Genomic DNA, 12,235 nt, shown 5'->3' on the forward strand with positions numbered 1-12,235 from the left:
CGGATCTTGTGCATAGGGTGCGGGGAGCTCTGCCGACCGGGCGTGCGACCCGCATTGGTGCAGGTCAAGCCGCGTGCGAACATGCATTCGGTTGCCGGTGTTTCTGTCACACCGGCGTCAACCTCCAGTGGGTTATCCACAGATCGAGTTGACTGTCCACATGTGGACAAGGTCTGTGGATAACTCAGGGGACAACCCTGCCCAGAGCTGATGGACGGCTCTGGGCAGGCAGCGCTCACCGTGCGGTGAGCCTCACTTCCACTGGGTCGAGACGCCGAATCCGGCGGCGATGAAGCCGAAGCCCACCACGATGTTCCAGTTGCCCAGGGCGTCGATGGGCAGCGAGCCGTCGGTGACATAGAAGACGACGATCCAGGCCAGGCCGATGAGGAACAGGGCCAGCATCACCGGGGCGACCCAGGAGCGGTTGGTCAGCTTGATCGCGGTCGTCTGCTTGGCCGGCGGCGGCGTGTAGTCGGCCTTCTTGCGGATACGTGACTTCGGCACGAGGGTCTCTCCTGTCGATGCGCTGCGTGGCCGCGCAGGGAACTGGGTCGGGCTCGGAGCAGCGTACAAGGGGACTCTGAGCGCTTCCCCGGGCGTCCGTTAGCGTAGTGCTTCCGCGGCGCCGAAGGAGATAAGGGTACGTTGAGCAATTCTGCCGACTTCCCCGGACCGGAATCCACTCCCGCCCGCGGGCACCGTTTCCGGCCGGTGCGGATCCTGACCGCGGGCGTCTTCGCCCTGGCTGGACTCATCTTCTTCATCAGCTTCGACACGGCCAAGGGCACCAACATCCGCACCGACGCCTCACTGCTGAAGCTCTCCGACCTGATCCACGAGCGCAGTCTCAAGAACGGCGAGCTCGACGAGTCCAACGGCGCGTTGCGCGAGGACATCGAATCCCTCGCCGAGCGTGACGACGGCAGCACCGAGGCGGAGGACGACCGGCTCGCCGCCCTGGAGGGGCGCGCCGGCACGCGGAAGCTCAAGGGCGAGGCGATCACGGTCACCCTGAACGACGCCCCGCCGGACGCCACCGCCAAGCTGCCCGGTTACCCCGAGCCGCAGCCCGACTATCTGGTCATCCACCAGCAGGATCTCCAGGCAGTGGTCAACGCGATGTGGCAGGGCGGCGCCGAGGGCATCAAGGTCATGGACCAGCGGCTGATCTCCACCAGCGCGGTGCGGTGCGTCGGGAACACCCTGATCCTCCAGGGGCGCGTCTACTCACCCCCGTACAAGATCACCGCGGTCGGGGATCCGGAGAAGCTGAGGAAGGCGCTCACGGAAGCGCCCGCGATCCAGAACTACATGGTGTACGTCAACGTCTACGGGCTCGGCTGGAAGGTCGAGGACGAGGGCACGGTGACGCTGCCCGGCTACACGGGCACGGTCGACCTGCACTACGCGAAGCCCGTCGAGTAGCAGCCGTATGGGGGTGATCGCCCCCTGCCGCGATGTTTCACGTGGAACCTGCCCGGACATCGAGGCGATCGGCTCCGCGCCGCGTACATGTGGGTACACACGGTCGGGCCCGGCCGGACGTCGCGCAGCCTCCGGAGGCCGGGAAAACGGAGGGGTTGCGCCGTTAGTCTGTTGGCGTACGGCGTGGGTCTGGTGCCGTGGTACGACGGAAGGGACGGCATGTACAGCTGGATCTGGCGGCATCTGCCGGGCAATGGACCGGTGCGGGCTCTCATCTCACTGGTGCTGGTCGTCGCCGTGGTCTACGTCCTCTTCCAGTACGTCTTTCCGTGGGCCGAGCCGCTGCTGCCCTTCAACGATGTGACGGTGGACAACCAGTGAGCGCGCGCATTCTCGTCGTCGACAACTACGACAGCTTCGTCTTCAACCTGGTTCAGTACCTGTACCAGCTGGGCGCCGAGTGCGAGGTCCTGCGCAACGACGAGGTGTCGACGGAACACGCCACGGGGGCGGCCTCCCGCCCGGGGAGCGGGGGAGGGTTCGACGGCGTGCTGCTGTCACCCGGCCCCGGGACTCCCGAGGAGGCCGGCGTCTGCGTGGACATGGTGCGGCACTGCGCGTCGGCCGGGGTGCCGGTCTTCGGCGTCTGTCTCGGCATGCAGTCGATACAGGTGGCGTACGGCGGGGTGGTGGACCGCGCGCCCGAGTTGCTGCACGGCAAGACCTCACCGGTGGTGCACGAGGGCAAGGGCGTCTTCACCGGTCTGCCCTCCCCGTTCACGGCCACCCGCTATCACTCGCTGGCCGCCGAGCCGGCCACGGTACCGGCGGCACTGGAGGTCACGGCCCGGACGGCGGACGGCACGGTGATGGGACTGAGGCACCGGGAACTGCTGGTCGAGGGTGTGCAGTTCCATCCCGAGTCGGTGCTGACCGAGCACGGTCACCGGATGCTGGCCAACTGGCTGGCGGAGTGCGGGGACGAGAGCGCGGTCGCGAGATCGACGGGGCTCGCCCCGGTGGTGGGCAGGTCCACGGCGTGACCGCGCTGCGCCCCGAGCGCGAGTCCGGTGCCTACGGCGCCGGCGACCAGGGCACCCCGTACGGCGGGCAGCCGTACGGGGTGCCGGGTGCGTACGGGGACGGCTGGTACGACAGCACGGCGGCACCCGGCTCCTATGGGGGCGCCCCCGACAGCCCGGCGGCGCACGGCTCCTACGGGGACGCGCCCGACAGCACCGTGTACCTGCCGCCGGTCGACGAGGAGACCGTGGCGCTGCGCATCCCCGAGCCGCCGCCGGCCCGTACGCCGCGTGAGGACTCCGCGGCCGACGGCGGACGGGCGGCCCGCAGGAAGGCCGCCAGGAAGCGTCAGGGGCGGCGTGGGGGGTCGCACAAGGCCTCGGAGGGCTCCGGGGCCGCTGGCGGCCCCGGAGGCCGCCAGGGCCCCTCGTGGGCCGATGAGGGGGAGTCCCGGGCGCCGCTGTCCCGGGTGGAGGCGCGCCGGCAGGCGCGGGCGCGCAAGGCGAGTCCGGCGGTCGTCGCGAGCCGGGCCATTGGCGAGGTGTTCATCTCCTGCGGTGTGCTGATGCTGCTGTTCGTCACCTACCAGCTGTGGTGGACGAACATCCGGGCACAGGCACAGGCCGGCCAGGAGGCCAGCGACCTCCAGAGGGACTGGGCGAACGGCGAGCGCAAGCCGGGGGCGTTCGAGCCGGGGCAGGGCTTCGCGCTGCTGCACATTCCCAAGCTGGACGTGGTGGTGCCGATCGCGGAGGGCATCGACAGCAAGAAGGTGCTCGACCGGGGCATGGTGGGTCACTACGCGGAGGGCGCGCTGAAGACGGCGATGCCGGACGCGAAGGCCGGCAACTTCGGACTCGCGGGGCACCGGAACACGCACGGGGAGCCCTTCCGGTACATCAACCGGCTGGAGCCCGGGGACCCGATCGTCGTGGAGACCCAGGGCGAGTACTTCGTCTACAAGATGGCGTCCATACTGCCGGTGACGTCGCCGAGCAATGTGAGCGTCCTCGATCCGGTCCCGAAGGGATCGGGCTTCACCGGTCCGGGCCGCTACATCACGCTGACCACGTGCACTCCGGAGTTCACCAGCAAGTACCGCATGATCGTCTGGGGCAAGATGATCGAGGAACGGCCGCGCAGCAAGGGCAAGCCGGATGCGCTCGTCAGTTAAGGGCAGAGGAAACGTGGCAGCGACCGCCGACGACACCGCACAGCACTCCGACCCGCCCGCGTCCCCGCCGCCGCGGGCGCGCCGCCGTATGGGGCCGGTGGCGATGGCCGTCAGCTTCTTCGGGGAACTCCTCATCACCGCGGGCGTGCTGCTCGGCCTGTTCGTCGCCTACTCGCTGTGGTGGACGAACGTGGTCGCCGACCGGGCGGCGGACCGGCAGGCGGACAAGGTCCGTGACTCCTGGGCACAGGGGCAGGGTGAGGAGGACGGCGCCGGTGCCGGCGGTGGCCCCGCCTCCTACGACAGCAGGAACGGCATCGGCTTCCTCCATGTGCCCGCGATGACCGGTGACGAGATCCTCGTCGAGAAGGGCACCTCGATGAAGGTCCTCAACGACGGCGTCGCCGGCTACTACACCGACCCCGTGAAGGCGGTCCTGCCGACCTCCGGGAAGAAGGGCAACTTCTCCCTGGCGGCCCACCGGGACGGCCACGGCGCGAAGTTCCACGGCATCCACAAGATCGGGAAGGGCGACCCGATCGTCTTCGAGACGAAGGACAGGTGGTACGTCTACAAGACCTACGCCGTCCTCCCGGAGACCTCGAAGTACAACGTCGGCGTCCTCGGCAGGATCCCGGAGGAGTCCGGCAGGAAGAAGGCCGGTCACTACATCACGCTGACGACCTGCACCCCGGTGTACACCAGCAAGTACCGCTACGTCGTCTGGGGCGAACTGGTCCGTACGGAGAAGGTGGACGAGGACCGTACCCCGCCGGCGGAACTGCGCTGAGACGGCGGGGACACGGCGGGGACACGGCGCCGGACCACCCGCGGACATCCCGTGAAGGCAGGAGCCCCGGCCCTCTGGTGAAGAGGGCCGGGGCTCCTGTCGTGTGCCGTACGGGGCCCGCGGCTCAGCCGCCCTGGGAGCCGCCGAAGAAGCCGCCGTTCCCTCCGTTGTTGCCTCCCTGGTCCACGGTGACCAGGTTGACAGCCGTGCCCTTGTCGACCGGGTTGCCCTGGCCCGGGTCGGAGGCGATGACGCGGGAGTTCGGGTCCTGCGCCGGGCCGACGTTGCCGACCGCGAGCCCGGCCTCCTGGAGCATCCGCTGGGCGTCCCCGAGCGTCTGGCCGTTGACGTTCGGCACGTTGACCTTCTCGTTCTGCTTGGCCTTGCCGACGACGATCGTGACCTGGGAGTTCTTGTCGACCTGGGTGTTCGCCGACGGGGTGGTGCGCAGGACCTTGCCGACCTGGTTCGGGTCGTCGACCTCCTCCTCGGTGCAGTTGCCGACGAGGTCGTTGGCCGTCATCTGGGCCTTGGCGTCGTCACAGCTCCGGTTGGTGACGTCCGGGACCGTGGACTTGGCCTCCTCCTTGGCGACGGTGAGGGTGACGGTGGTGCCCTTCTCCACCTCTTCGCCGAGACCCGGGTCCTGCTCGAGGACGGTGCCCGGCTCCTGGGCGTCCACCTTCTCCTCGACCTCGACGACGAACTCGTACTTCTCGCTCTCGAGTTCGGCCTTGGCGTCCTCGACCTGGTCACCGACGACGCTCGGCACCGCCACCTTGGGCGCGCCCGTGGAGACCACCAGGCTGATGGTGTCCTCCTTGTCGACCGTCGTGCCGGCCGTCGGGTCCTGTGAGCAGATCTTCCCCGCGGTCTGGTCCTCGCAGGGCTTCTCCTCGAAGCTGACCTTCACATCGGCGTTGTCGGCGAGCTGTTGCGCGCTCTGTTTCGTCTCGCCGACGAAGCTGGGGGCCGCGACGGTGCCGTTGCCCACGCCGCCGCTGCCAGTGATGGCCCAGCGGCCGATCAGGATCGCGCCGATGAGGACCAGGACACCCGCCACGACCAGCAATATCGTCGAGGTGTTGTTCTTCTTCGGCTGGCGGCGCCGGCTCTGCCGGTCGTCGTACCCGTAGCCGCCGTCGTCGGGGTTCATGGGCGGCAGCATCGAGGTCGAGGCACCGGGGTCGACGCCCTGGCGCAGGGCCGTCGTCGGCTGGTCGTCCGGGTAACCGCCGTAGCCGACCGCGCCCATGGCCGCGGTCGCCGCGACGGGCTGGCCGTCGAGGCAGGCCTCGATGTCGGCGCGCATCTCGTCGGCCGACTGATACCGGTAGTCGGGGTCCTTGACCAGCGCCTTCAGGACGATCGCGTCCATCTCGGGCGTGATCTCGGGGTCGAAGACGCTCGGCGGCTGCGGCTCTTCCCGGACGTGCTGGTAGGCGACGGCGACCGGGGAGTCGCCCACGAAGGGCGGGCGGACGGTCAGCAGCTCGTACAGCAGGCAGCCGCCGGAGTACAGGTCGGACCGCGCGTCCACCTGCTCGCCCTTGGCCTGCTCGGGCGAGAGGTACTGCGCGGTGCCGATGACGGCGGAGGTCTGCGTCATCGTCATGCCGGAGTCGCCCATCGCGCGGGCGATGCCGAAGTCCATGACCTTGACCTGGCCGTTGCGCGTCAGCATGACGTTGGCGGGCTTGATGTCACGGTGGACGATGCCGGCCCGGTGGGAGTACTCCAGCGCCTGGAGGATGCCGATGGTCATCTCCAGCGTCCGCTCCGGCAGCAGCTTGCGGCCACTGTGCAGGAGCTCGCGGAGCGTGGAGCCGTCGACGTACTCCATGACGATGTACGGGATGGAGACCCCGTCGATGTAGTCCTCGCCCGTGTCGTAGACCGCCACGATCGCGGGATGGTTGAGCGAGGCGGCCGACTGGGCCTCCCGGCGGAACCGGGCCTGGAAGGACGGGTCGCGCGCGAGGTCCGCGCGCAGCGTCTTCACCGCCACGGTGCGGCCGAGGCGGGTGTCATGGGCGAGGTAGACCTCCGCCATGCCGCCGCGGCCGAGCACATGGCCCAGTTCGTACCGGCCGCCGAGGCGACGCGGCTCTTCCATAGCTACCTACCAGCCCTCTCCGTCGATCCCGGCGGCACATACCGTGCCGCCGGAGGCTGCCGTCCGGGCATACCGTACCCGGATCGCTTTGTGTGACCTGGCCAAGTGAGTCAGCCGTGACAGGACCGGTACCGCCAAGTGCACCGATGCGCGGCGGACGTGACCGGGGTCACTGCTTGCCCTTGACGACCGCCTCCATCACGCTCTTGGCGATGGGGGCCGCGAGGCCGCCGCCGGAGATGTCGCCACGTACGGCGTCGTCGTCCTCGATGACGACCGCGACGGCCACCGGTGATTGGCCGTCGCTGTTCTTGGCGTAGGAGATGAACCAGGCGTAGGGGTTCTTGCTGTTGTTCTCACCGTGCTGGGCCGTGCCCGTCTTGCCGCCGACCGTGACCCCGTCGATCTGCGCGTTCTTGCCGGTGCCGTCGTTGACGACCGTCTCCATCATCGACTGGAGGATCTGGGCGTTCTGCGCCGACATCGGCTCGCTCAGCTTCTCCGGGTCGGTCTTCTCGACGGTGTCCAGGCTCGGGGCCTGGAGTTCGTCGACCATGTACGGCTTCATCAGGGTGCCGTTGTTGGCGACGGCGGCGGTGACCATGGCCATCTGCAGGGGGGTGGTGGCGGTGTTGAACTGGCCGATGGAGGAGAGCGCGACCTGCGAGGGCTCCATGCCCTCGGAGAACACGGAGGCGCTGGCGCGGACCGGGACGAACTGCTCCTCGGTGAACCCGAACTTCTTGGCCGTCTCCAGCATCTTGTCGTTGCCGAGGTCGGCGCCCGCCTTGCCGAAGACGGTGTTGCAGGACACCCGCAGCGCCTCACGCAGGGTGGCGTCCTTGCAGGGCAGGTCGCCGTCGTTCTTCAGCTCGGTCGTGGTGCCCGTCATGACCCACGGCAGCGGGGTGTCGGTCTTCTCGTCCGCGTCGTCGACCAGCCCGTGCTCCAGGGCGGCGGCCGCGGTGACGACCTTGAAGGTCGATCCGGGTGGGTAGACCTCGCGCAGCGCGCGGTTGAGCATCGGGTCGTCGGGGTTGTTCTTCTTCTGCAGCTTCTCCCACGCCTTGGTGTCCGTGTCGAGGCTGTTGCCGGCGATGGTGGACGGGTCGTACGACGGGAAGGAGGCCAGGGCGAGGATCTTGCCGGTGGACGGCTCGAGGGCGACGACGGAACCCTTGCCGCCCTGCTTCTTCAGGCCCTCGTAGGCGGCCTTCTGCGCGGCGCCGTTGAGGGTGGTGACGACGTTGCCGCCCTCCTTGTTCTTGCCCGTCAGCATGTCGAGCGTGTTGCGGAAGAAGAGGCGGTCGTCGTTGCCGGTGAGGATGCCGTCCTCGATGGACTCCAGCTGGTTGGCGCCGAAGGCCTGGGAGACGAAGCCGGTGACGGGCGCCCACATGGCGCCGTCCTTGTAGGTGCGCTTGTACGCGAAGTCGCCGTCGGTGGCCTTGTGCCCGGTGATGGGCTCGCCGTCGACGATGATGTCGCCGCGCGGTGAGGCGTACCGTTCGATCGCCACGCGGCGGTTGTTCTCGTCGTTCCTCAGTTTGTCGGCCTGGGCGTACTGGATCCAGTTGTTGCGGACGAGCAGGGCGAGGACGAGCAGGCCGCAGAAGATCGCGACCCGGCGCAGGGGCTTGTTCACGGGTGGACCACCTGGGTCATCTCGGCGTCGGGATTGGCGGCGGGAGCGGGCGCCGGGCGGCGGGCGGTGTCGCTGATTCTGAGCAGGATGCCGACCAGCGCCCAGTTGGCGATGACGGAGGAGCCTCCGTACGCCAGGAAGGGCATCGTCATACCGGTCAGCGGGATCAGGCCCATGACGCCGCCGGCGACGACGAAGACCTGGAGCGCGAAGGCGCCGGACAGGCCGATGGCGAGCAGTTTGCCGAACGGGTCACGGGCGGCGAGGGCGGTGCGTACGCCCCGCTCCACGATCAGCGCGTAGAGCAGGATCAGCGCCATGACGCCGGCCAGGCCGATCTCCTCGCCGAAGGTGGCGAGGATGAAGTCGGAGTTGGCGGCGAAGCCGATGAGGTCGGAGTTGCCCTGGCCGAGGCCCGTGCCGAGGGTGCCGCCGGAGCCGAAGGCCCACAGTGCCTGCATGGCCTGCTCGGAGTGGACGATGCCGTCCTGAACCCCGGCGCGGCTGAGCTCGAACTCGCGCATCGGGTCGAGCCAGGCCTGCACACGCGTCTGGATGTGCGGCTCGAAGCTGGCCACACCGACGGCGCCGACCGCGGACATCAGCAGACCGAACACGATCCAGCTGGTCCGCTCGGTGGCGACGTACAGCATGATCACGAACATGCCGAAGAACAGCAGCGAGGTACCGAGGTCGGTTTCGAAGACCAGGATCAGGATGGAGATGATCCAGACCACGATGATCGGGCCGAGATCCCGCCCGCGGGGCAGGTAGAGCCCCATGAAGCGGCGGCTGGCGAGGGCCAGCGCGTCACGTTTGACCATCAGGTATCCCGCGAAGAAGACCGCGAGGACGATCTTGGCGAACTCGCCCGGCTGCAGGGTGCCCAGTCCGGGGATCTTGATCCAGATCTTGGCGCCGAAGACATTGTGCCCGAGGCCCGGAACCAGCGGCAGGAGCAGCAGGACCAGCGCTCCGGCCATGGAGATGTAGGTGTAGCGCTGCAGGACGCGGTGGTCCTTCAGGAAGAACAGCACGGCCACGAAGAGGGCGACGCCGAGCGCGGAGTACAGCAGCTGGCGCGGTGCCGCCTCGACGAACGTGCTGCTCGCCTGAAGCCGGTCCGACTGGTCCAGACGCCAGATGGCGACCAGTCCGAGGCCGTTGAGCAGGGTCGACAGCGGCAGCAGCAGCGGATCCGCGTACGGGGCGAACTTCCGTACGGTGAGATGGCCGACGCCGGCCATCAGACCGAGGCCCAGACCGTAGCTCAGCAGCCCGGCGGGCACCTGGTCGTCGAGGGCGAGCCCCACGTTGGCGTAGGCGAAGACCGGGATGACGACGGCGAACACCAGCAGGGCGAGCTCGGTGTTGCGCCGGCTGGGTGCGCCGATCGCGCCGATCGTGGACGTGTGCTGCGTCGACGGGTTCGTAGTACTGCTCATCGTGTGACAGGGCCTCTCACGGCTTGCCTACTGCTTACCGCACAGCGAGACGACCTTCTGCTCCTCCTCCGAGAGGCTGGGGCCGGGGCTGGAAGTGGGTGCGGTCGTGGACGGGGGCGTGGAATCATCCGGGTCCTTCGCCGAGCCCGAGGGATTCGGCGAAGGTGATGCCTTGGACGTGAAGGAGACGGGGCTGGTTCCCGTGGTGCCTCCGGCCTCGCCCTCGCCGGTCTTGGCGTTCTTCTCGGCCTCGGCGGCGCGCCGTTCCGCCTGCTTCTGGCACGCGGAGGCCTGTACCGACAGCTCTTCGATCTTCTTCCGGGCGCCGTACAGGTCGCCTTCGGCGATGGTCGCCTCGACCAGCTCCCGCTGGTAGGGCGGCAGGTACTTGAGTTCGATCTCGGGGTGGTCCTTCTCGACCTCCGACAGCGAGACCCAGGCCAGGTCCTGGCTGATGCCCCGGTAGAGCGCGACGTGTTCGCCCTTGGTGCCGACGTAGTACTGCGTCTGCGTCCAGCGCCAGCCGCCGTACACGGCGCCGCCGAGGACGGCGAGCGCGAGCAGGCCGTACACGGACCTCTTGAGCCACCGGCGGTTCCTGGCGGGTTTGACGAAGTCGTCGTCGCCGTAGTCGAAGCCGTCGGTGGGGATAAAGCCGGTGACGTCGCCGCTGCCGGGCGGGCCGAACTCGCCGCCGCCCCCGCCCCCGCCGCGCCGGCGGCCGAGGCCGGAGGCCCGGCCGGCCGGGGTCTGCATGATGCCGTTGTCGTGGAGCTGGTTCTGGTTCTCGGCGACGGCGCCGACCACGACCGGGGTGTCGGAGAGCTGCCCGGCGAGGGTGTCCCCGGTGTCCAGGTCGAGGACGTCGGCGACGATCACGGTGATGTTGTCGGGGCCGCCGCCGCGCAGCGCCAGTTCGATCAGGTTCTGGACGGTCTCCTCGGGGCCCTGGTAGCTCGCCAGGGTGTCCTCGAGGGTCTGGTGGGAGACCACGCCGGACAGACCGTCGGAGCAGATCAGATACCGGTCGCCGGCCCGGACCTCACGGATCGACAGGTCGGGTTCGACGTGCTCACCGCTGCCGAGGGCCCGCATGAGCAGGGAGCGCTGCGGGTGGGTGGTGGCCTCCTCCTCGGTGATCCGGCCCTCGTCGACCAGACGCTGCACCCAGGTGTGGTCCTGGGTGATCTGGGTGAGGACGCCGTCACGCAGGAGGTACGCGCGGGAGTCGCCGACGTGCACCATGCCCAGGCGCTGACCGGTCCACAGCAGGGCGGTCAGGGTGGTGCCCATGCCCTCGAGCTGGGGATCCTCCTCGACCATCATGCGCAGTTGGTCGTTGGCCCGCTGGACGGCCGTGCCGAGGGAGGTCAGCAGGTCGGAACCGGGGACGTCGTCGTCGAGCGCGACGATGGTGGAGATCGCCTCGGAGGAGGCGACCTCACCGGCCGCGGCGCCGCCCATGCCGTCGGCGATGGCGAGCAGGCGGGGGCCGGCGTAACCGGAGTCCTCGTTGCCCTCCCGGATCATCCCTTTGTGCGATCCGGCGGCGAAGCGCAGTGACAGACTCATGCGCACCTCGCCCGTCGGCTCCGGATACAGCCGGTCGTGTCGAGCCACACTGCCCACCCTCCGGTCGGGAGCGCGCCGGGGCCCTGGGAGGGGACCCCCACTGCGTGCTCGCTCCGCTCGCACTCATTCATTGGTGTAGCACTACTTCCGCAGCTCGATGACGGTCTTCCCGATGCGGATCGGTGCGCCCAGCGAAATCGGTGTGGGGGTCGTCAGCCGGGTCCGGTCCAGGTAGGTGCCGTTGGTGGAGCCCAGGTCCTCGACGATCCACTGGCCGTCGCGGTCCGGGTAGATCCTGGCATGGCGGCTGGAGGCGTAGTCGTCGTCCAGCACGATCGTGCTGTCGTGCGCCCGGCCCAGGGTGATGGTCTGGCCCTGGAGGGCGACAGTGGTGCCGGTGAGGGTGCCCTCGGACACGACCAGCTTGGTGGGGGTGTTACGGCCACGGCGTCCGCCGCCGGACTGCTGGCGCTGCGGCGGTGGTGCCTGGCGGGCGGCCTGCTGCGCCCGGCCCGCTTCCCGCCGGGAACCGCGCTGGGTGACGCGCGTCCCGAACAGGTCGCTCCGGATGACCTGCACGGCCACGATCACGAACAGCCACAGTACGGCCAGGAAGCCCAGCCGCATGACCGTGAGGGTCAGCTCTGACATTGCCCCCGCTTCACCCTTCGGCTTGCCTATAGATAACGGTGGTGCTGCCCACGACGATTCGCGAGCCGTCGCGGAGCGTAGCGCGGGTGGTGTGCTGTCCGTCCACCACGATGCCGTTGGTGGATCCGAGATCCTGGATCACAGAGGGCGTACCGGGACGGATCTCGCAATGTCGGCGGGAGACGCCGGGGTCGTCGATCCGTACGTCCGCTTCGGTGCTGCGGCCCATGACGAGGGTGGCGCGGGAGATCTGGTGGCGGGTGCCGTTGATCTCGATCCAGTGGCGGGTGCGTCCGCCGGGCACCGGCGCGGGTGCGGCGGGGGGCCGCCGGCCGCCCGCCGGCTGCGGGTAGCCGTACCCGCCGGGAGCGCCGCCGGGGGGCGGCGCGGC

At 69.1% G+C, this 12,235-nt stretch carries 12 protein-coding genes; 5 read left to right on the plus strand and 7 right to left on the minus strand.

Features of this window, described 5'->3' with window-relative positions:
- Positions 1-252: 252 nt before the first annotated feature.
- Entirely contained in the window at positions 253-507 is a 255-nt protein-coding gene (gene crgA / locus HTV45_RS12815) for a cell division protein CrgA (protein WP_215205823.1), read from the minus strand.
- Between the two features lie 141 nt (positions 508-648).
- On the opposite strand from crgA, the gene HTV45_RS12820 reads away from it, so the two are divergent.
- The 5 genes from HTV45_RS12820 to HTV45_RS12840 all read left to right on the plus strand — a co-directional run bounded on the left by HTV45_RS12820 (position 649) and on the right by HTV45_RS12840 (position 4,415).
- Positions 649-1,428: a DUF881 domain-containing protein gene (locus tag HTV45_RS12820; RefSeq protein WP_215205824.1), complete on the plus strand. Its 780-nt coding sequence runs from the start codon at positions 649-651 to the stop codon at positions 1,426-1,428.
- Between the two features lie 219 nt (positions 1,429-1,647).
- On the plus strand, positions 1,648-1,809 hold the full coding sequence (locus HTV45_RS12825) for a hypothetical protein (protein ID WP_215205825.1): 162 nt from the start codon (positions 1,648-1,650) through the stop codon (positions 1,807-1,809).
- Positions 1,806-2,471, plus strand: a complete 666-nt coding sequence (locus HTV45_RS12830; RefSeq protein ID WP_215205826.1) for an aminodeoxychorismate/anthranilate synthase component II — start codon at positions 1,806-1,808, stop codon at positions 2,469-2,471. The genes HTV45_RS12825 and HTV45_RS12830 overlap by 4 nt, the downstream gene beginning before the upstream one ends.
- Positions 2,468-3,625, plus strand: coding sequence for a class E sortase (locus HTV45_RS12835; RefSeq protein ID WP_215205827.1), 1,158 nt, complete (start codon positions 2,468-2,470; stop codon positions 3,623-3,625). The genes HTV45_RS12830 and HTV45_RS12835 overlap by 4 nt, the downstream gene beginning before the upstream one ends.
- A gap of 13 nt (positions 3,626-3,638) precedes the next feature.
- Complete coding sequence (locus HTV45_RS12840; protein WP_308309511.1) at positions 3,639-4,415, plus strand: class E sortase; 777 nt, start codon at positions 3,639-3,641, stop codon at positions 4,413-4,415.
- A 124-nt stretch (positions 4,416-4,539) separates the two neighbouring features.
- On the opposite strand, the gene pknB is transcribed toward HTV45_RS12840, so the two are convergent.
- From pknB to HTV45_RS12870, 6 genes are all read right to left on the minus strand, one after another.
- On the minus strand, positions 4,540-6,531 hold the full coding sequence (gene pknB / locus HTV45_RS12845; protein WP_215205829.1) for a Stk1 family PASTA domain-containing Ser/Thr kinase: 1,992 nt from the start codon (positions 6,529-6,531) through the stop codon (positions 4,540-4,542).
- Positions 6,532-6,700: 169 nt separating this feature from the next.
- Complete coding sequence (locus tag HTV45_RS12850; RefSeq protein ID WP_215205830.1) at positions 6,701-8,176, minus strand: penicillin-binding protein 2; 1,476 nt, start codon at positions 8,174-8,176, stop codon at positions 6,701-6,703.
- Positions 8,173-9,621 (minus strand): FtsW/RodA/SpoVE family cell cycle protein, encoded by a 1,449-nt coding sequence (locus HTV45_RS12855; RefSeq protein ID WP_215205831.1) that lies wholly within the window; start codon positions 9,619-9,621, stop codon positions 8,173-8,175. The genes HTV45_RS12850 and HTV45_RS12855 overlap by 4 nt, the downstream gene beginning before the upstream one ends.
- 27 nt (positions 9,622-9,648) lie before the next feature.
- Positions 9,649-11,193 (minus strand): Stp1/IreP family PP2C-type Ser/Thr phosphatase, encoded by a 1,545-nt coding sequence (locus tag HTV45_RS12860; protein WP_215205868.1) that lies wholly within the window; start codon positions 11,191-11,193, stop codon positions 9,649-9,651.
- Positions 11,194-11,334: 141 nt separating this feature from the next.
- Positions 11,335-11,844, minus strand: coding sequence for an FHA domain-containing protein (locus tag HTV45_RS12865; RefSeq protein WP_215205832.1), 510 nt, complete (start codon positions 11,842-11,844; stop codon positions 11,335-11,337).
- A 10-nt stretch (positions 11,845-11,854) separates the two neighbouring features.
- On the minus strand, positions 11,855-12,235 hold a 381-nt coding region (locus HTV45_RS12870; RefSeq protein ID WP_215205833.1), incomplete at its 5' end, for an FHA domain-containing protein.

The organism is Streptomyces sp. CHD11, assembly GCF_018638295.1.
GTDB lineage: Bacteria > Actinomycetota > Actinomycetes > Streptomycetales > Streptomycetaceae > Streptomyces.